This is a genomic window from Sphingobacterium anhuiense, assembly GCF_042686355.1.
GTDB classification, from domain to species: domain Bacteria; phylum Bacteroidota; class Bacteroidia; order Sphingobacteriales; family Sphingobacteriaceae; genus Sphingobacterium; species Sphingobacterium anhuiense.
Genome location: NZ_JBHUPE010000003.1, coordinates 120,499 through 141,303, shown reverse-complemented (window position 1 = coordinate 141,303; position 20,805 = coordinate 120,499). Strand labels below are relative to the sequence as shown.

Genomic DNA, 20,805 nt, shown 5'->3' with positions numbered 1-20,805 from the left:
TAATTAAAAGATCATCAACGATGCGGCATATAAATAATGTTGCATTGTTGATGATTTTCAAATAAATTAGTTAACCTCTTTCGGAAACCAACAAGCGCTTAGCACTATCCGCTGCGATCACAAGACCTGCTGCCAACATAATAATATCTTTTATAACCAAACGCCCTGCTGCGGAAAGGTAGGGAAATCCATAGTGAGGTGTCGGAAAATCACCACCTAAATTTGGCACAAATGTTTCTGGCGTGGTAATCAAGAATGATAAAGTCACGAGGGACATCCCAAATGTCAAAACACCACTAAGCAATCCTATTTTCGGAAACCATATACCCAATAAAACAAAAAATCCAATTCCGACAATAACCGCTCCCAAGCCATAAGAAAATAAATATGTCCTATTTTCATTATGCCAATCCACATTTTTTTGAACAGTTTTACCTTCAGGATTTTTATACTGCTGATACTCTGGTGCCTTCTTGCTGTAAAAAAAAGACATAACAGGACTATTGGCTACAAAAGGAACAATACCATCAGCTTCGTACTGAAATGCCTTTAAACCACCTATCCATGCCATCACAAGAAAGACTGCAAAACGTAAAAAATTAATAAATTGATTTTGTAGTCCTGCTAGAAAAGAAATAAATCTGTACATAGTTGTCTATATTTGATATAGCTACAAATTTCCATTTAATAAATCAGCTATGACATGGACAAATCGGTAAATTCAATAGATTATTTAGCCACAATGGAGATCCCTACACGCTCTCGAAAACCTGAAGGAGAAACACCAACATTCTTCTTAAAATACCTGCTAAAGTAAAACTCATCTTCAAATTGAAGCTTTGCCGCTATTTCTTTGACAGATAAATATGTCAGATGCAACATTTTTTTTGCTTCAAGAACAACACGATCCTGGATCAATTGGGAAGGAGATTTTCCCAATTCTTTTTTAACCTTTTTGCTGAATGAATCTACTCCAAGAGCAAGTTCATGTGCATAAAATTGCACCGATCTCTCGAAAAGAAAAGCAGACTCCAATAATTCTTGAAATTTTAGACTAACTGTCAATTCGTTCTGATAAACACCAGTATGAACAAGCTGAAGAGATTTTTCCTTACTACAAAGGGCCAAAACAAGTTGTAGATAAGATTTTAATACAGATTCAGAAAATGGACTTGTTCCATCCTTCTCCACTTCAATTTTATTAAAAATTGTTTTTATTTCAGTAAATAAAATCGGAGAAATAGTCACAAATGGTGTTAAGTAGATATTGTTAAATAATAAACCATTGCAAGCAACTTCCTTTTTATGATATTCAATGCAGTAAAAATCACCATGGAACTCCAATTTAATAATGGAAGTCGGTGCTAGCCCCTGCCACTGGAAATGTTGATAAGGAGATAAAAAAACCAAACTATAAGCCGCGCTGGAATAATTTGAAAAATCAACCGAAAATTTCGCCGGATTTTCGAGCATAAAAATCTGATATAAAGCCGATTGAAAATCATCTTCGAGCGAAGATGTATGAAGATGCTGAATATCGATTAACATAGTTTTTCTCCTAAATTTTTAGCTCCATTATAATCTACTTTGAAAAAAAATAAAATAGACTATTCTAGCGTTCGCTTAATTAAAGTAACATCGATTTACAGCTGGCTAAATTGAAAAGTAACACTCACTGCTATAATACTGCTCTTTGACCAGTTTTTATAAAAAACTTTTCTAATACTAGGACAGAAACCAGATCTTCTACCATCTGATTTTCAAACCGTTTCACAAACTGATGTGCATTCTTAATGATTTCTTCTGCCTTTTCCGGATTTTCGATATAATAATTTAATTTCACTTCTAAATCCGAATAATCATCTTGGATATGTATATAATGATAATCAGGGATCAATAACCCTTCCATAAACCATGTTTCAAACTTTGGAATTGGCATTACGGCAATAGAATTTGATGACATCACCCATTTCAAATTGGTCGCCACATCATTTCCTTCTAAGGCCAGTATAAATTTATAATGTAAATGTTCTGTTATTGAAATCGCAGGTTTATACCAGCCTTTATGTTGATTCTTTTTAGAGACATCTCCTAAATCGCACAGAGGATGATCAAAATAGATCTGAAAAAAACGGCTTCTGTGCTCTTGTTGAACTGTAGCGCGTCCCAACAACATATTTTTTTTATCTCGAAAAACAATCTCATCTTTGATAAAATTAAAATGCCTGACTTTATCCATATTTAGCAATACTGAATTGCAGTTATTTCCTCCAATAGGTCTGCTTTTCACAATTGCAGGTGTTTTGGGAATATCAACAACATCACCTGGAATCATATCTATTCGAAGATCACCGTCAAAATATCGTAAATATTCTTTCAGATCAAAATAATAAACCGAACCTTTTTTAGGTCTCTTCATATCCTTTAAGTAGCAAGCACCCTCTCCCACTGTTTGAATTTCATCTAGCTTATTGTAATAAGCCAGACGATCAACAATAGCCTGGTCATAAGAAGAAAGATTGTTGATCATTGCTACTCTTTTGGATCGAAACAAAGGCAAAAATGAATATTCCCGGAAACTCGCTTTCACATAATATCCAAACTTAAAATTCTTATTCTTAAAAAATATTCGTTTTATATTCATTTCTAATTACTCAAAAACGCTGCTAATTTCTGAACAGCGACTGCCCGGTGACTGATACTATTTTTCTCGTCTGCAGTCATTTCCGCAAATGTTTTACTATAGCCATTTGGTATAAAAATAGGGTCATAACCAAATCCATCCGCACCTTTACGTTCATCAATAATGTGGCCTTCAATACTACCTTCAAAAAAATGTTGCTGACCGTTTAGGTTAAGTGAAATCACTGTTTTAAATCGAGCGGTACGATTAGCGATACCTGCTAACTTCTCCAGAACCAAATTGATATTTTTTTCCATATCACGGCTACCAGAATAACGGGCCGAATACACACCTGGTTCACCATTTAATGCATCAATTTCCAACCCAGAGTCATCTCCGAAACAATTTAATCCATATTTATTGACTAAATAATCTGTCTTCTGTTTTGCATTCTCATGAAAAGTAACACCTGTTTCAGGAATATCCTCATGGCAATCAATATCAGCCAAAGATTTAAGTAGGAATTTCTTTCCTACGATAGCCTGCACCTCTTCCAATTTATGTGCATTATTAGTCGCAAAAATAAGTTCAATCATCCGAATAAGATTTTATTCAAATGTATTAAATATAATAGAAAAAACAGCTAATTATCCGAGCTAAAGACTAGCTCTGATGTTGAATTAATGACTTAAACTCAGTCCAAAAAGCTTTTTTCTTAACCATATCTGCAAACATCTCTTCAAAACTGTAGGTATTAAAGACTGTCGCAATACGACCGTGCATATAAGAGTTATGCGCAATCTCAGGCAACTTTAATGATAAAGGCTCAACGCCTAGAAGAATAATCTTTTTAGGAGTGAAAAATGACATGATTCGCTTAAAGTCATTTGGATTATGCGCATTGGCTAAATTAACAACCGCAACATCAGCAACTGTTAGCTTAAGCGCCCCAATTGTCTTTACAAATGCCTCCTCTGCTTCCGGAGAAAAGTAAGGATAAGCAGGATATCTTAAGATAAACAGAATTCCTTTTGCTTTAGAGCCTTGATATATAAATTCCTCAACAGATTCCTGATGAGCAGTAACCTGTTGAGGATTTAAAGGTGAAGATACCGATTCAGACTGACCCGAAAAAGCTTCTACAGCATCGGCCGTCGCGAATATAGTCTCGGACATGAATGCCTGTAAAGCAATGGGGTCTGTAGTCAGTAAATTCGACATATTCTTATTATTTACCCAAAATATAAGAGAAAATCAAAGGAGCAACAATAGTTGCATCAGACTCAACTACGAATTTAGGTGTATCGATATCTAATTTACCCCAAGTGATTTTTTCATTTGGAACAGCACCAGAGTAAGAACCGTAAGATGTTGTTGAATCAGAGATCTGACAGAAGTAAGACCAGAAAGGAACATCTTCCCACTCTAGATCTTGGTACATCATCGGAACAACACAAATAGGAAAATCACCAGAGATACCACCACCTATTTGGAAGAAACCCACACCCTTACCAGAAGAGTTAGCACGATACCACTCTGTTAAGTAAATCATATATTCGATACCAGATTTCACTGTATGAACATTTAATTTACCTTTGATTACATTAGAAGTAAAGATGTTACCTGTCGTTGAATCTTCCCATCCTGGACAAACGATAGGCAAGTTTTTCTCTGCAGCAGCAACAATCCAAGAGTTTTTAGGATCAATTTCGTAGTATTGTTCCAACACTCCAGAATTAACCACCTGGTATAAAAACTCGTGTGGTAGATAACGCTCGCCTTTTGCTTCAGCAGCATGCCATACATCTTCCAAATGTTTCTGTAAACGACGGAATGCTTCCTCTTCAGGAATACAAGTATCTGTAACACGATTATAATGTTGATCTAATAACTCTCTTTCTTGCTCTGGAGTCAAGTCACGATAGTTAGGAACACGCTTGTAATGTGAGTGTGCTACTAAATTCATAACATCCTCCTCCAGGTTAGCACCTGTACATGAGATGATATGTACTTTATCTTGACGAATCATTTCAGCCAAAGAAATTCCCAATTCAGCAGTACTCATTGCACCACCTAAAGAAATTAACATTTTACCACCTTCTAATAGATGAGCCTCATAACCTTTAGCTGCATCCACCAATGCCGCAGCATTGAAGTGAAGGTAATTTTCCTCAATAAACTGAGAAATAGGACCTTTTTGTGTACTCATAATATTTTGTTACTTTTAATAAAATAATAAGTGTAGCAAAGGTACTGAATATTATTTATTTTAAGCTTGGAGGTCTGCCAAACAGCATGCTATTCAAGCATTTTTTAACAAATGTTAAAAAATATTTGCAATCTTAAATTACCCATCGCTCACAGGAATCCAAAAATTCCTGGTTAATATCAGCACCAATACCCGGAAGATCCGAAAGATGAATATGATATCCTTTATATTGAATACCACCGACAACAGGATCCTCTAGATGGCCGACCATACAAGTATCCAAATCATAAAACTTCACATTCGACGCTGCATAAGCAAAATGAACTTTCGCGGCTAAAGCCAATCGACTTTCAAGCATCCCCCCTATCATACAGGGAATATTAAATTCAGCTGCTATTGCGGCGATTTTTAATGCCTCATGAATGCCTCCTGATTTTGAAAATTTAATGTTAATATAGTCACAGGCATCTGCACGACACAAGCGTTCCGCATCATGATGGCTATAAACAGATTCATCTGCCATGATCAGAACCGTTGTTTCAGTACGAAGTTCAGGAAGCAAATGATCTAAATAAGTACGCATAGGCTGTTCACAAAACTGAATCTTAAAAGGTTCCAGTCCCTGCAAAGCTTCTACAGCACCTTCGTATGTCCATCCTTGATTTGCATCAATACGAATCGGCATATCAAAGCCAACCGCTTTACGGATTTCTCGAATCCTTGCGATATCCGTCTTAGGATCCTTGCCCAATTTCACTTTCAACATCACAGCCCCTGCACGATACAACTCTTTTGCCTTAGCTGCCATTTCTTCCGGACTGGCGATACCTAAAGTGATATCAGTTACGATCTCTCGTGGAATACCTTTTAAAAATTGATATAACGGAACTCCTGCATTTTTTGATGCAATATCATATAAAGCCATATCAAATGCAGATTTTATTGTTGTATTGCCGGCTATATACATATTTAGCTCTGCGAGACGCTCCTCTATATTTAAAGGGTCTTTACCTTTCCATAACTTCGCAAAGTCACGCGCTATCACTAAACAGGTGTCCTGGGTTTCCCCAACAATCATAGGAAAGGCAGAACATTCACCAACCCCAACGATTTCGGTATCCGTACGAATCCGAATAAAGGTGTTCTGTGCAAAATCCATAGTGCCTGTTGCAATGACAAAAGGCTCCATAGGAATGCTTAATCTATAAATTTCTATTTCAGTGATTTTCATGGTTTAAACTATTATGTATTTCCTACCTCACAGCGAAAATAACAAAAGCTAAGATAGATAAAGAATATCTAAAATATAGCGCAAAGCTTATCCGTTCCAGAATTAGTTATATGCTGAAATCTATTATTTTTTAAGAACCTGTCTCCGATCGACTTCTTATTGAGATCGGAATACAATGCGTAAAAGAAAGTCCGTGAAAGTCCATGGAAGTCCGTAAAAGTCCATACAAGTGCATACGTTATTTCGCCTTACTCCGACATTGCTAGGGCATTGGCAGGACAACTCTTCGAGTCTGGTTCGAGTACCCTTCGACTATTATTCGGCAGGTATTCAGCCGGGTGGCGAACACCTACCGAATAAACCACGAACAACTGTGGGGCTTGTCTCCTATCTCTCCCCTAGCAAACTCGAACTTAAGTCAAACGGCAGTCATTCACAATTGAATAAAGTAAGAGTTGATTTCGCCCTTCGTTCGCAAAAGGTTCGAAAAGGATTCGTCTTGCTTATACTCATCCTATACCCATCCTATACCCCGCCTTTACTGAAACAGTAGACAAACGGAAGACGAAAGGTAGAGCTTTACCGAAGGCTTCCCGAACAAAGTGCGAATAAAGAGTGAAGCATACTCTAATCGATTAAAAGGCAGATAATCATGATAAACCCGCTTTAAAAACTGCTTCACCAATCATTAAGATGATACAAATCCTTTTATTACAACACCTAAAATGCTCATTCAAAAAACAAATCCCAAAGCTCTTACAAAATACAATATCAGCAATAAAAGACTTTTTATTTACAAATAACATAAGCTTATTTAAAATAATTTATAAAATCTATAATATTTTTATGTTTTTATTCATATATTAGCAAAGTAATAATTGAATAGGAAGATGATTGAAAGTAACACAAATCAGCAAGGGCTATACGACCCGAGTTTTGAGCATGACGCCTGTGGGGTTGGTTTTGTAGCGCATATTAAAGGAATAAAATCACATGCACAGGTAAAAGATGCCTTGACCATGTTAGAAAATATGGAGCATCGTGGTGCTTGTGGCTGTGATCCAGAGAGTGGAGATGGCGCAGGTATTATGATCCAATTACCACATGAGTTTCTTTGGGAAGAATGTATTAACCTAGGTATACAACTTAAAGAACCAGGATATTATGGAGCAGGAATGGTTTTCCTACCCAAAGAACCTGAAATGAACAAAATTTGCAGAACAGTTATACAAGAAGCGGCTACTGAAAGGGATATGAAATTCCTTGGATTTCGGGATGTACCAGTAAGTAGAGCAGGTATAGGCCCGACAGCATTAAGCGCTGAACCCGAAATAGTTCAATTCTTTATCGACAGACCCGAGACCGTACATAACACTGAAGAATTTGAACGCAAATTATTTGTCCTCAGACGTTTGATTATCCAAAAAATCAAACAATATCAAGAATACCCACTACCGCTTTACTTCGCTTCCCTATCTTGCAAAACAATTATTTATAAAGGTCAGTTGACAACTTACCAAGTTGGCACTTATTTTAAAGACCTTCGCGATCCAAGAGTTGTTTCTGCATTTGGATTAGTACACTCTCGCTTTTCAACCAATACTTTCCCTTCCTGGTCTTTAGCACAGCCTTTCCGTATGTTAGCGCATAATGGTGAGATCAACACATTAACAGGAAATCTGAACTGGTTTTACGCAGGCATGCGTGCGCTTTCGTCTCCTTATTTTACAGAAGAAGAGATGGAGATCTTATTACCTGTTGTAGACCGTGGTCAATCTGATTCCGCATGTTTAGACAATGTTGCAGAACTTTTATTACACAGTGGCCGCAGCCTTTCCCATGTGATGCTGATGCTGGTCCCTGAGGCTTGGGATGGCAATACACAAATGGATCCATTAAAACGAGCATTTTATGAGTACCACGCCACATTAATGGAGCCTTGGGATGGTCCAGCTGCTCTTTGTTTTACTGATGGCAAGTCCATTGGTGCAACCCTAGATCGAAACGGATTGCGTCCTTTACGCTATGCTATTACTTCAGATCATCGTGTTATCGTTGCTTCAGAGGCAGGCGCACTTCCTATTGATGAATCAACGATCATCAAAAAAGGAAGACAACAAGCTGGTAAAATTTTCTTGGTCGATATGGAACAAGGTAAAATTTTATCTGACGAAGAGGTAAAAGGCGACTTAATACGTCAACAGCCTTATGGCGATTGGTTAGACAGTTATAAAATAAAATTAACAGAATTGGCTGAGCCTCGTGTTACCTATACCTATCTGTCTAAAGAATCGGTATTTAAGTATCAGCAGACTTTCGGATATTCGAGAGAAGACTTAGAAACAATTCTAACACCAATGGCACTGACCGGGTATGAGCCAACAGGTTCCATGGGGTCTGATGTACCATTAGCTATACTTTCCGATCAACCGCAACACTTATCCAGTTACTTTAAGCAGTTTTTTGCTCAAGTCACAAACCCTCCTATTGATCCAATAAGAGAGCGTTTGGTCATGAGTCTAGCAACATTCATTGGAAATGCAGGTAACATACTCATTGAAGATAAAAAATTCTGTCACTGCGTTACGCTTGAACATCCGATATTGACCTCGAAAGAATTAGAAAAGCTACGGTCAATAGACACGGGTGTATTTCAGGCAAAAACTTTACAATCTTATTTCCGAGCAGATGGTCAAAATGGTTCTCTGGAAGCTGGATTAGAACGCCTTTGCCGTTATGCAGATGATGCTGTACGTGATGGCTTCGAAGTATTGATACTTTCAGACCGTGCCATTGATTCACAACATGCTCCTATCCCGTCCATATTAGCAGTATCTGCAGTACATCACCATTTAATCAAAACAGGAAACCGTGGTGCTGTCGGTCTTGTTGTAGAAGCTGGAGATGCTTGGGAAGTTCATCATTTCGCATGTTTACTTGCATTTGGTGCCACTGCAATCAATCCTTACATGGCGCTTGCGAGTATTCGTACGATGAAAGAACAAAGTAAAATCGAAACCGAATTAACATGGCCTGAACTTTCCAAAAACTACGTAAAGGCAGTAAATGCAGGATTATTAAAGATATTTTCAAAAATGGGAATATCGACCCTGCAGTCGTATCATGGTGCACAAATCTTTGAAGTATTAGGTTTAGATAAAACTGTTGTAGACAAATATTTTTGCGGTGCTGTATCCCGTATCGGGGGCTTAAACTTGGACGATATTGCACAGGAAGTACTGACAAAACACTGGGTGAATTTCAAAGAAAGCCGTACTCCACAAACATTGCTTCCTGAAGGTGGTCTTTACCAATGGAAACGAAGAGGTGAAGGACATCTTTGGAACCCTGATACTGTACATCTTCTTCAACAGGCTTGTCGCAATGACGACTATGCTACTTATAAAAGATATGCGGAAAAAATAAACAACCAAAAAGAACAGATGTTCACCCTGCGTGGTTTATTAGATTTTGCTAAACATAGAACAGCAATTCCTTTAGAGGAAGTAGAACCAGCTAGTGATATTTTAAAACGCTTTGCCACAGGTGCGATGTCATTTGGTTCTATTTCACATGAAGCACACAGCACACTGGCAATTGCGATGAACCGCATCGGTGCAAAATCAAATACTGGAGAAGGTGGTGAAGATGAGCTCCGTTATCAGCCTCTTCCTAATGGTGATTCGATGCGTTCTGCAATCAAACAAGTAGCATCCGCAAGGTTTGGCGTTACATCCAACTATCTGACACAGGCAGACGAAATACAGATCAAGATGGCTCAAGGCGCTAAACCTGGAGAGGGCGGTCAGCTTCCTGGACCTAAGGTTAATGAATGGATTGCCAAAACAAGACATTCAACGCCAGGTGTAGGGTTAATTTCCCCACCGCCACATCATGACATCTATTCGATTGAAGATTTAGCACAATTAATCTTTGATTTAAAAAATGCAAACCGTGCTGCACGTATCAATGTCAAACTCGTTTCAAAAGCGGGTGTTGGAACTATTGCTGCGGGTGTTGCAAAAGCACATGCCGACGTTATTCTGATAGCAGGATTTGACGGCGGAACAGGAGCTTCTCCGATCAGTTCGACAAAGCACGCAGGTCTACCTTGGGAATTGGGATTAGCAGAAGCACACCAAACTTTGGTGAAAAACAAACTTAGAAGCCGTATCGTACTACAAGCAGATGGACAGGTAAAAACTGGACGTGACATCGTTGTCGCAACCTTATTAGGTGCTGAAGAATGGGGTGTATCAACTGCTGCGCTTATTGCTGGTGGATGTATCATGATGCGTAAGTGTCACTTGAATACCTGTCCAGTAGGTGTAGCCACACAAGATCCAGAATTAAGAAAACTATTCACCGGTAAACCTGAGGACATTGTTAACCTATTCCGCTTCATGGCCGAAGAAATCAGAGAGACCATGGCAGAATTGGGTTTCCGTACCATCAATGAAATGGTAGGAAAAGCACAGTTCCTTAAAAAACGTGAGAACATAGATCATTGGAAAGCTTCCAAAATTGATTTCTCAGGGATATTATATGTTGAGCCCAACGATCCTAATCAGTCTCTTTACAATACTGAAGAACAAGATCACGGCATGGGTATGATCTTAGACTGGGGATTATTGAAACAAGCGAAACATGCCTTAGAAAGCAAAACTCCAGTTTTTGGAACTTTCACGGTTAAAAATACGGATCGTACCATCGGTACGCTATTGTCGAATGAGATTTCTAAACTATACGGATCCGAAGGCTTACCTGATAATACCATCAATTACAAATTTGAAGGTTCTGCGGGACAAAGTTTTGGTGCATTCTCAACAAAAGGACTATCATTTGAATTAGAAGGTGAAGCAAATGATTATGTTGGTAAAGGTTTATCTGGCGCACAATTAGCGATCTATCCGAAAGCAGAAAGTAAATTGATACCACATGAAAATATCATCATCGGTAATGTTGCTCTATTTGGTGCTACATCGGGACATCTCTTTATTAATGGACAAGCCGGCGAACGTTTTGCTGTTCGTAATTCCGGTGCTACAGCAGTAGTAGAAGGTCTTGGCGACCATGGTTGTGAATACATGACCGGCGGACGTGCACTTATCTTAGGAGCAACTGGAAGAAATTTCGGCGCTGGTATGAGTGGTGGTATCGCGTGGATCTATGATAAGCAGGGAACATTTAGAGACAATTGCAATACTGAAATGGTAGATCTTGATCCATTGGAACAAGAAGATGAAACCGCAATTATTGCATTGCTAAAAAGACATATTTTACTCACAAACAGCAAAATTGCACAACATATCCTCGAAAACTGGACTGCTGAGAAAAACAGCTTTATCAAAGTATTTCCAAAAGAATACAAACAGGTATTACGTACAAAATTAGTTGAAGCATAATCAGGAGGAAAAATCATGGGAAAAATAACAGGATTTAAAGAATACGATCGTGAGCTTCCGCAAAAAGAACCGGTAGCTTACAGAATACAGAATTTTCAGGAATTCAACAAGGGTTACACAGATAGTCAACTGCATACACAGGCCGCGCGATGTATGGACTGCGGTATTCCATTTTGTCACTCAGGATGTCCTTTGGGCAATGTAATACCTGAGTTTAATGATGCCGTTTACGATGGAAAATGGGAAGATGCATACAACATATTGACCTCAACAAATAACTTTCCCGAATTTACGGGAAGAATTTGTCCGGCTCCATGTGAATCGGCATGTGTATTGGGTATACACAGTTCTCCTATTACCATTGAAGAAATTGAAAAACATATTATTGAAATTGCTTTCAATAAAGGTTATGTAAAACCTAACAAAAGCTATATTAAAACAGATAAAAGAGTTGCTATTGTTGGATCAGGACCTGCGGGTTTAGCTGCAGCCGCACAATTAAATAAAGCTGGTCATGACGTTGTCGTTTTTGAACGTGATGATCAATTGGGAGGCTTACTCCGTTATGGTATTCCAGATTTTAAATTAGACAAGAAAATTATTGACCGCCGGATTTCGGTGATGCAGGAATCAGGTATTAAATTTAACGTAAACGCTGAGGTTGGCAAAAACATTTCCACCCATGAGTTACTTTCTTTTGATGCTGTTATTTTAGCAACAGGCTCAACTGTTCCTTGGCATTTGGATATTCCTGGAAAAGAATTAAAGGGTGTTCATTTCGCGATGGATTTTCTGAAACAGCAGAATAAAAAAGTGAGTGGTATTGAATACACGGAAGAGCACATCATCGCCCAAGGAAAACATGTAGTCGTAGTCGGTGACGGTGATACTGGATCGGATTGTATCGGTACTTCCAATCGACAACTGGCACAGAGCATTACCCAGATCGCACGTAAACCCATCCCTTCAAAGGAAAGATTAAAGAATAATCCATGGCCATCAGATAAAATCACTTTCAACACTTCATCATCACAAGAAGAAGGTTGTGACCGACTTTGGGCGACCGAAACAAAAGCCTTCATAAGTGATGACCATGGAAATGTCAAAGCTGTTCAGATCATAGAGGTCGAATACGAAGTAGATGATTTCGGTAGAAGAACAAAATTAGGTCAATCAGAGCCTAAAGAAATTCCGGCCGATCTTGTTCTTTTAGCTGTCGGTTATCAACATACAGAGCAACAATTGCCAGAAAAACTGGGTGTTCAAGTCGATAGCCGAGGAAATATAGTTGCGACAGATAAAGCTTACCAGACTTCGGTAGATAAGATTTTTACAGCTGGAGATTGTAGGAAAGGACAATCATTAGTTGTATGGGCGATATCAGAAGGCCGTGAGTGTGCTAGAAAAGTAGACGAATTCCTAATGGGGCATTCGGAGCTTGAAAGCAAAGAAGCGATTCATCAATATGCTTAATACCAATCCTAAATAGAAAAGAATGAGCCCCGTAAATATATTTACGGGGTTTATTCTTTTATAGCACTTCCTGTCACTGACTCATCCGGTTATTTCATCTCAAAAATGAGTAGCATATGGACCCTCGCTGATCTCAAAAAGCTTTTATTCATTTTAACCGGGACTAAGATTTTCAACCTACATGAAGTTTTTTAATCCTGCGGTTAATTATGGAATTCGTTACTAAGATGCATCATCTTAAATGAACACAGCAAGCTAATTCAAAAAATATGAATAAGATCCTCATAATAGCATTGATTTTATGTCTCCTACTTCAGGGAGAGAATATTAAATCACAGAATAATCCAAATAGACCTATTCCCAGCTTAAAAATATCGAATGATCCAAAAGATCAGGCAAAAGTTAATCTACAAGAGCTCGATATTCAAGTTAATATTTTTGGTAACATCGCGAAAACAACGATGACAATGATCTTCCGTAATAATGAAAACAGAGACTTGGAGGGCATACTGACATTCCCCATGCCTGAAGGTGTTTCGATAACAGGATACGCCCTTGATATTAATGGAAAACTACGTCAAGCTGTTGCAGTTGATAAGAGCAAAGGGACTGAGGTCTTCGAAAGTATTGAATCTCGTCGTGTAGATCCTGGATTATTAGAGCGTGTAGAAGGCAATAATTTTAAGACCAGAATATATCCTATACCTGCAAAAGGTCAACGAACCATTAGCATAACTTATGAAGAGAATTTACAATTCCATGCTTCGACTGGTTTTCAATACCATTTACCTTTAGCCTATAAACAAGCGATCGAGCGGTTTAAACTTCAGGTAAATATCTACCAAACAGACCAGGTACCGACATTGATCAGCAAACCAGATGGATCACTCCTATTTTCAGAAAAAAATCACATTTATCAAGCGGCTATAGCTAAAAACAATTTTATACCTGAGAAATCATTAGTTATTGGACTACCTAAGCGACCAAATGAGAACAACATTTTGACACAGGTTAATCAAGATCAATCTTTCTATTTCCTTAGCAATATATTTATCGATGCTTCTTCGAAAGCAAAAACCTGGAAAAACAAAATTGGGATCATTTGGGACAATTCTTTAAGCGCTAAAGATAAAGACATTCAAAAAGAATTAGCACTTCTGGATCTCATCATACAACAAAAAAAGAATTTAACTGTAGAACTGGGCTTACTGAATATCAGCTATGTAAAAGCGGGAACATTTCACATAGAACAGGGAAATTGGACTGCTCTAAAAAATTATCTCTTGCATTTAACTTATGATGGCGGAACAGACTATTCAAAATTGAATGATCAAGTGCTGCAAGCGGAGGAATATCTATTCTTTACCGAAGGATTATCCACATTTGGGTCAAATCAAGTAACCATCAACAAACCGATATATTGCATCTCTTCCTCCGCTATTGCAGATTACAGCACCCTCCAGGCCATTAGCAAAAAAACTGGTGCAAAAACGCTCAATCTATTGAATACATCGCCTATTGACGGTATTAAGAAATTAAGTTCAGAAAATTTAAAATTTTTAGGGATTAAAGAACAAGCTGATTTCTCAGAAATATATCCAGCTATCCATACAGAAGTACAGGATCATATCGCGATCACAGGTCTCGGAAAAAACAACAATCTAAAACAAATTACCTTACTCTTTGGCTACGGGAATCGGCCAACTCAAGAAGTGAAGATTGACATCAATTATCAAGAAAATGAGCTGGATATTCATAAAATCTGGGCTCAGAAAAAGATTACAACATTAGATGTTGATTACACGGAAAATAAAGAACGTATTGAAGAACTTGGTAAGCAATTTGGTATTGTTACCCGTAACACAAGTTTAATTGTATTGGAAACCGTGGAAGATTATGTACGATATGCCATCCTGCCTCCAACAGAATTACTTCCAGCTTATCATAAACTGACCAAAGAACAAAGCGTTCTTCGGGAGGAACGTATGCATGATTTATTGGCACAGGCTGAAAGCTCTGTCCAAGAATTAAAAAAATGGTGGCAGACCGACTTCAAAGCAAAGAAAACTTATCCACAGCCTAGCAGGATCGTAGAAGAGTCATTTGTAGAGCCCGAAGTTCATCCAATCAATAATGCCCAAGCTTCAACATCAAAAATGGTATCATCAGAAAGCAGACAGATGGTTTTAGCAGATGATCGATCTTCAAATCTGGAGGAAATAGTGATAAGCAATTCAGAAGACCCAGTTTCTGATCAACAGCATTATTCCGGCACTGATGTGAGTGACAGAACAACTGCTGGTGCAAAAATCACCATTCCTGACATTAAAAATGACAATATGTATCTGCAGGTCTTAGAAAAATCAGCGAATCCCTATCAAACATATCTCGAACTTCGCCAAGCATACTTGGGTACTCCGAGCTTCTATTTTGACGTTGCTAATTTTTTCTATCGAAAAGGCACAAAAGATAAAGCATTGTTAGTGTTGAGCTCACTTGCAGATCTTCAAATTGAAAATGCAGATTTATTTAAGACAATAGCTTACACACTTAAACAATGGGAACAATATCAATATGAACTTTACATCAATAAGAAAATCTTAGACTGGCGTCCTATGGATCCGCAAAGCCACCGCGATTATGCTTTAGCATTATTAGATAATAAACAATATCAAAAAGCTTTTGATCAATTATATAGTATCCTAACGCAAAGTTATACCCCTGAAGCAGCCGATCGCGACGATGGTATTGAAGAAATTATTGTAATGGAGTTGAACAATTTATTAAAATTAAACCAGGCTCCTGTTAATACCAATAACATCAGCAAACAACTCATAGCAGATCTTCCTGTTGATATTCGTGTGGTGATCAATTGGAATTCAAACAATACAGATATTGATCTTTGGGTCACAGATCCACATGGAGAAAAATGCTTTTACAGCAATAATAGCACTGCAATGGGAGGACGTTTAAGTAATGATTTTACAGGAGGATATGGCCCTGAACAATTTCTATTAAAAGGAGCAGTCAAAGGAAAATATAAAGTCGAAGTAGATTTTTATAATGATAATTCGCTAACGTTAGCAGGTCCAACAGCAGTTATGGCAGAAATCTTCACCTATTATAGCTCCGGAAAACAGGAACGTAAAATCATCACCCTGTACTTAGATAAAACCAAAGAGCAGCATGTGACCATCGGAACATTTGATTTTTAATCCAGTGCTAAGTCAAAAAAAAGCATGCTTAAAATCAGTTTTAAGCACGCTTTTTTGATCAGGATACGCAATATATCCATTAAATTCCGTTCTGTAACAAGAGCAGATATATAAAGCTAAAATAGATAATTAATAGATTTTTCTAATAACCAAGTCCTGCTTCCGTTTCTCGATTTTTGTTTTTAAGTAAGGATAAAAGAAGACTGCACCTAAAACAATGGCAGCACCACCATAAAAACCTAAACTCATCGTCTCTTTTTGACCGAAGATCAGCATGGCCAATAAAATTCCATAAACAGGTTCCAGATTTGTCGTTAAAGCAACTGTAAAAGCACTCAATTCTTTCATTACAGCAACACCTAACACATACGCAACGGCAGTACACAATACCCCTAAGATCAATAGATAAATTAAATCCGACTGGTTGAGAACCATCTTTTCATTAAAATCTCCGCTGAATAACATAAAAACTGACACCCAGAAAAAAGCGCCCAGCATTTCATAAAATGTGATTACGGTAGCACTCGATTTTTTAACCATTCTGGCATTTGCAATCGAGAAAATACTTGCACAGAATGCACAGGCTAAGCCCGCAAGAATACCTTCGATATAATTGGATTCGAATTGAAATATCATATAGATACCCATTATTATCACTACACCAACTAACATATCCATTAGAGCGATCTTTTTCTTATTGATAAGGGGTTCCAAAATAGAAGTATACAATGTCAAAGAAGATAATGTTACCAAAGCTACTGATACTGTAGATACCTTAATTGCATAAAAAAAGAGTACCCAGTGAAGCCCTACGACACCCCCGACCATTATGAAAGAGATAAAATCCTTTCTTTTTACCAGAATCTGCTGCTTGCTAACAGCAAGATAAATCCAGAGAGAAATCGCCGCAATCAAAACCCGATACCAAACAAGATGGATAGCAGATATCGAAATCAAATTACCCAAAATTCCTGTAAAACCCCATATCAGGATTGTTAAATGCAGAATAAGAACATTCTGATTAATTTTAATTTTTGACATTGTCGGTTAGTTTATTTTGGCGCTTTTATAGCCAAATAGATTGCAATAATTAAAAATGTAATATTGGGAATTAACACTGCAATCAAAGGAGGGAGCCCTCCTTTTAATGAGAACATGGTGGCAAACTGGATGAACACAATATAGGTAAAGCTCAATCCGATACCGATACCCAAACTAAGACCAATACCTCCCCTGACCTTCTTAGAGGATAAGGCAACGCCCATCAAAGTAAGTACAAATGCCGAAAAAGGATAGACATAACGTTTATATTTCTCCAATTTAAGATCTGTCATCATCCCTGTACCCCTAATTTCCTCTTTATGGATACGCTCATCCAGCTCTTTCGTATCCATGGCTGTAAAAATATTATCATACAGTTCAAAATCACTCGGCTTCATATCCAAAGTGGTATCTTTTACGGTACCCTTGTCCATTCGTTCATGAAGACCATTAATAATCCGGTTTGTATAATCATGTATTTTCCACTTAGTCGTTACAGAATCCCATGTAATACGCTCAGCGATCATTTTTTCCAATAAGGTATCACCCTTAAATTTTTCCAGTACAAACTTATATCCAATCTTGGAGTTGTTATCAAAGTTGTCTATGTATACATAACTGTTTTTATCAATCTGCATATGCGTGGACACTTTCGTATTATCTTTCAAAGGTTTTACATACACATTTTCAAAACCGATCTTCATTTTATTCGTTTTCGGAATAATATAAAGGTTAAAGACAAAAGAAACTGCAAATATGAGCGTTGCCGAAAAAATATAAGGTCTTAAAAGCCGGTTAAAACTATAGCCAGCACTTAATATGGGTACAATTTCCGTTTGATCGGCCATCTTCGAAGTAAAGAAGATAACAGCGATAAAATTGATCAGAGGACAAAGGAAATTTAAATAAAACGGGATAAATCCTGCGTAATATTCAAATATAATTTTGTCCATAGGAGCATTATATTTCAAGAAATCATCCAATCGCTCAGAAATATCAAAAATGACCATGACGACTGTAAAAATAGCCATCGTGAACACAAATGTGCTCAAGTACTTTTTAATAATGTAACGATCGATAATAGAAAACATAATACTACTAAGATGCAAAAAAATTACAAACGTTGACCTAATACTTTGACCATTTTATTTTTCCAATCGTAGAATGTACCATCTACAATTTTCTCACGCGCCTCATTTACTAGCCATAAATAGAAGTGTAAGTTATGTAAAGAAGCAATCTGTGCACCTAAAAGTTCTTGCGAACGGATCAAATGGCGTAAATATGCTTTTGTATATACTTGATCTGAGTAAAGATCACTATCGGGATCAATTGGAGAAAAATCGTCTTTCCATTTTTCATTCTTGATATTGATCGTTCCGTGACGTGTAAAAATCATACCGTTACGTGCATTACGCGTTGGCATTACACAGTCAAACATATCGATACCCAAAGCGATGTTTTCAAGTAGATTGATTGGTGTACCTACACCCATCAGGTAACGAGGTTTATCTTCTGGAAGAATATTACAGACAACTTCCGTCATCGCATACATTTCCTCAGCAGGCTCTCCTACGGATAAACCACCGATTGCATTACCTTCACGATTGAAAGACGCAATTTTCTCAGCAGATCTTTCACGTAAGTCTTTATATACTGATCCTTGAACAATGGGGAACAATGTCTGGTCATATCCATATAAGGGTTCTGTACTATCAAAACGATCACAACATCTTTTCAGCCAACGGTGAGTCATTTCAATCGAACGACGGGCATACCCATAGTCACATGGATAAGGAGTACACTCATCAAAAGCCATGATAATATCCGCACCGATTACTCGTTGTGTATCCATCACATTTTCAGGCGTAAATAAATGCTTTGAACCATCAATATGTGACCGGAACGTCACACCTTCTTCTCGTATCTTACGATTGTCTGACAATGAATAAACTTGGTAACCTCCAGAATCTGTTAAAATTGGACGGTCCCAACCGTTAAATTTGTGAAGACCACCTGCCTTATTCAAAACATCCAGTCCTGGTCGTAGATATAAATGATAGGTATTTCCCAAAATAATTTGAGCTTTAATATCATTTCTCAATTCGTGCTGATGCACACCTTTGACCGTACCAGCTGTTCCAACCGGCATAAAAATAGGAGTTTGAATTTTTCCGTGAGCTGTCTCAACAACACCTGCACGCGCTTTAGAAAATTTATCTTGTACTTGAAGGGTGAATTTCATTAATCTTTTATTTTTTGGGGATTCTAATTTGATGATTTTTACTGTTTCAGAAGCAAATTCCCCAACATGCTTTTTTTAAAATCTTTGCAAAAATACTATAAAAAGCAATGCAAAGATTGACCTTTTACAAGATTTTAACATTTACAGCACAAAAAACATTATTAAAGCAAATATCCATGGAACATACTATCTTTGCAACCTATGAACATCGTACAGCAATACGCCTTCTATTACCCTTATATCGCCTTTGGCATCCTCGGTTTATTACTGCTCATCCAGTTGTACTATATTATAATTGTATACGGAAAACTGAGTCGTCATAAAGTGCATTCTTATCAGGAACAAGATCAATTTGATCCTATTTCTGTCATCATCTGTGCACACAATGAACAAAAAAATCTAAAGCAGTTTTTAGCATCAATTTTAGAGCAGGATTATCCCCAATTTGAAGTGATTGTTGTTAATGATTACTCTACTGACGAGACAAAATGGATTTTAAAGGAATATCAATCTCAATATGATAACTTAAGAATTGTCGATATTAAGGAACATATACGACTTAAGCACGGAAAAAAATTTGCCGTTACCCTAGGAATTAAATCTGCTATTTACGAAAAACTGGTTTTCACAGATGCTGATTGCAATCCAAATTCAAACAATTGGTTAAAAGAAATAGCTGGAGCACTTAACCAACCCGATACAGAGATTGTCATCGGTTACTCCCCTTATTTTAAATATAAAGGTTTTCTCAATAAACTTATTCGGTTCGAGACAACGCATACAGCAATGAGTTATTTATCGTATGCAATAAAAAAAGATGCCTACATGGCTGTAGGCAGAAACATGGCCTACACAAAAACGTTATTTTTCAGTAAAAAGGGATTTGCATCACACATGCACATCAAATCTGGTGATGACGATCTTTTTGTCAATGAAAACGCTACGAAAAAAAATGTAGCCATATCCATTCATAATGATGCTATCGTTTACTCAGAACCTAAAACAACCTGGAAAAGCTATTACAAACAAAAAGCACGGCATTCGGGCGCTTCGGTTATCTACAAAAAAAGACATCAGCGTATGTTGGGTATGCAATTGATCACTTCATTTTTATTCTACGTTACGATTATCCTAACTGCGATTATTTTCCCTAATTACTGGTACGTACCTGTAGCTGCATATCTAATTCGCCTACTTGCACAACTCATCGTTTTTAGGGCAATATATAAGAAATTAGCAGTTTCTGATCTCATTTGGTGGTTACCATTATTAGACATCATCTACTATTTCTATATTTGCATCAACGGACTATTCAACCGTAAAAAGAAATCACTTAGCTGGAAATAATATTCATATTTTAAAA

General features: G+C 37.4%; 14 protein-coding genes. 4 read left to right on the top strand and 10 right to left on the bottom strand.

The window, feature by feature from the left end; genetic code table 11:
* Window positions 1-70: 70 nt before the first annotated feature.
* From ACFS6I_RS05005 to ACFS6I_RS04975, 7 genes are all read right to left on the bottom strand, one after another.
* Window positions 71-649 carry a DUF417 family protein gene (locus ACFS6I_RS05005; protein ID WP_380918586.1) on the bottom strand — a complete coding sequence of 193 codons (579 nt, stop codon included), beginning with the start codon at window positions 647-649 and terminating at the stop codon, window positions 71-73.
* Window positions 650-729: 80 nt separating this feature from the next.
* Entirely contained in the window at window positions 730-1,548 is an 819-nt protein-coding gene (locus ACFS6I_RS05000) for a helix-turn-helix domain-containing protein (protein WP_380918584.1), read from the bottom strand.
* 130 nt (window positions 1,549-1,678) lie between these two features.
* The gene (locus ACFS6I_RS04995; RefSeq protein WP_380918582.1) at window positions 1,679-2,644 is read right to left on the bottom strand and encodes a glycosyl transferase family 90; all 966 of its coding nucleotides are present in this window, start codon (window positions 2,642-2,644) and stop codon (window positions 1,679-1,681) included.
* Window positions 2,645-2,646: 2 nt separating this feature from the next.
* Window positions 2,647-3,219: a non-canonical purine NTP diphosphatase gene (locus tag ACFS6I_RS04990; protein ID WP_132772372.1), complete on the bottom strand. Its 573-nt coding sequence runs from the start codon at window positions 3,217-3,219 to the stop codon at window positions 2,647-2,649.
* Between the two features lie 67 nt (window positions 3,220-3,286).
* Window positions 3,287-3,844, bottom strand: coding sequence for a hypothetical protein (locus ACFS6I_RS04985; RefSeq protein ID WP_168128248.1), 558 nt, complete (start codon window positions 3,842-3,844; stop codon window positions 3,287-3,289).
* A gap of 7 nt (window positions 3,845-3,851) precedes the next feature.
* Window positions 3,852-4,832: a deoxyhypusine synthase family protein gene (locus ACFS6I_RS04980; RefSeq protein WP_021188785.1), complete on the bottom strand. Its 981-nt coding sequence runs from the start codon at window positions 4,830-4,832 to the stop codon at window positions 3,852-3,854.
* A gap of 133 nt (window positions 4,833-4,965) precedes the next feature.
* Window positions 4,966-6,063, bottom strand: a complete 1,098-nt coding sequence (locus ACFS6I_RS04975; RefSeq protein ID WP_380918579.1) for a mandelate racemase/muconate lactonizing enzyme family protein — start codon at window positions 6,061-6,063, stop codon at window positions 4,966-4,968.
* An 890-nt stretch (window positions 6,064-6,953) separates the two neighbouring features.
* On the opposite strand from ACFS6I_RS04975, the gene gltB reads away from it, so the two are divergent.
* The 3 genes from gltB (at window position 6,954) to ACFS6I_RS04960 (ending at window position 16,156) form a co-directional block, all read left to right on the top strand.
* Complete coding sequence (gene gltB / locus ACFS6I_RS04970; protein WP_132772377.1) at window positions 6,954-11,468, top strand: glutamate synthase large subunit; 4,515 nt, start codon at window positions 6,954-6,956, stop codon at window positions 11,466-11,468.
* Window positions 11,469-11,483: 15 nt separating this feature from the next.
* Window positions 11,484-12,941 carry a glutamate synthase subunit beta gene (locus tag ACFS6I_RS04965; RefSeq protein WP_380918577.1) on the top strand — a complete coding sequence of 486 codons (1,458 nt, stop codon included), beginning with the start codon at window positions 11,484-11,486 and terminating at the stop codon, window positions 12,939-12,941.
* A 269-nt stretch (window positions 12,942-13,210) separates the two neighbouring features.
* Entirely contained in the window at window positions 13,211-16,156 is a 2,946-nt protein-coding gene (locus ACFS6I_RS04960) for a VIT domain-containing protein (RefSeq protein ID WP_380918575.1), read from the top strand.
* 129 nt (window positions 16,157-16,285) lie between these two features.
* On the opposite strand, the gene ACFS6I_RS04955 is transcribed toward ACFS6I_RS04960, so the two are convergent.
* The 3 genes from ACFS6I_RS04955 to tgt are packed head-to-tail and all read right to left on the bottom strand — an operon-like array spanning window position 16,286 to window position 19,442.
* Complete coding sequence (locus tag ACFS6I_RS04955) at window positions 16,286-17,197, bottom strand: DMT family transporter (protein WP_380918573.1); 912 nt, start codon at window positions 17,195-17,197, stop codon at window positions 16,286-16,288.
* 11 nt (window positions 17,198-17,208) lie between these two features.
* Window positions 17,209-18,288: an LptF/LptG family permease gene (locus tag ACFS6I_RS04950; RefSeq protein WP_132772385.1), complete on the bottom strand. Its 1,080-nt coding sequence runs from the start codon at window positions 18,286-18,288 to the stop codon at window positions 17,209-17,211.
* 23 nt (window positions 18,289-18,311) lie between these two features.
* Window positions 18,312-19,442 carry a tRNA guanosine(34) transglycosylase Tgt gene (gene tgt, locus ACFS6I_RS04945; RefSeq protein ID WP_108160421.1) on the bottom strand — a complete coding sequence of 377 codons (1,131 nt, stop codon included), beginning with the start codon at window positions 19,440-19,442 and terminating at the stop codon, window positions 18,312-18,314.
* Between the two features lie 201 nt (window positions 19,443-19,643).
* Between tgt and ACFS6I_RS04940 the strand changes: the two genes are divergently transcribed.
* Window positions 19,644-20,789 carry a glycosyltransferase gene (locus tag ACFS6I_RS04940; protein ID WP_380918570.1) on the top strand — a complete coding sequence of 382 codons (1,146 nt, stop codon included), beginning with the start codon at window positions 19,644-19,646 and terminating at the stop codon, window positions 20,787-20,789.
* The last annotated feature ends 16 nt before the right edge of the window (window positions 20,790-20,805 follow it).

What these genes read in the sequence shown, in the direction of transcription:
- ACFS6I_RS04955 (WP_380918573.1), bottom strand. Translation starts at nt 17,197, where the DNA reads ATGTCAAAAATTAAAATTAATCAGAATGTTCTTATTCTGCATTTAACA.
- ACFS6I_RS04950 (WP_132772385.1), bottom strand. Translation starts at nt 18,288, where the DNA reads ATGTTTTCTATTATCGATCGTTACATTATTAAAAAGTACTTGAGCACA.
- ACFS6I_RS04980 (WP_021188785.1), bottom strand. Translation starts at nt 4,832, where the DNA reads ATGAGTACACAAAAAGGTCCTATTTCTCAGTTTATTGAGGAAAATTAC.
- ACFS6I_RS04975 (WP_380918579.1), bottom strand. Translation starts at nt 6,063, where the DNA reads ATGAAAATCACTGAAATAGAAATTTATAGATTAAGCATTCCTATGGAG.
- ACFS6I_RS04985 (WP_168128248.1), bottom strand. Translation starts at nt 3,844, where the DNA reads ATGTCGAATTTACTGACTACAGACCCCATTGCTTTACAGGCATTCATG.
- ACFS6I_RS04960 (WP_380918575.1), top strand. Translation starts at nt 13,211, where the DNA reads ATGAATAAGATCCTCATAATAGCATTGATTTTATGTCTCCTACTTCAG.
- ACFS6I_RS04990 (WP_132772372.1), bottom strand. Translation starts at nt 3,219, where the DNA reads ATGATTGAACTTATTTTTGCGACTAATAATGCACATAAATTGGAAGAG.
- ACFS6I_RS04940 (WP_380918570.1), top strand. Translation starts at nt 19,644, where the DNA reads ATGAACATCGTACAGCAATACGCCTTCTATTACCCTTATATCGCCTTT.
- tgt (WP_108160421.1), bottom strand. Translation starts at nt 19,442, where the DNA reads ATGAAATTCACCCTTCAAGTACAAGATAAATTTTCTAAAGCGCGTGCA.
- gltB (WP_132772377.1), top strand. Translation starts at nt 6,954, where the DNA reads ATGATTGAAAGTAACACAAATCAGCAAGGGCTATACGACCCGAGTTTT.
- ACFS6I_RS05005 (WP_380918586.1), bottom strand. Translation starts at nt 649, where the DNA reads ATGTACAGATTTATTTCTTTTCTAGCAGGACTACAAAATCAATTTATT.
- ACFS6I_RS05000 (WP_380918584.1), bottom strand. Translation starts at nt 1,548, where the DNA reads ATGTTAATCGATATTCAGCATCTTCATACATCTTCGCTCGAAGATGAT.
- ACFS6I_RS04965 (WP_380918577.1), top strand. Translation starts at nt 11,484, where the DNA reads ATGGGAAAAATAACAGGATTTAAAGAATACGATCGTGAGCTTCCGCAA.
- ACFS6I_RS04995 (WP_380918582.1), bottom strand. Translation starts at nt 2,644, where the DNA reads ATGAATATAAAACGAATATTTTTTAAGAATAAGAATTTTAAGTTTGGA.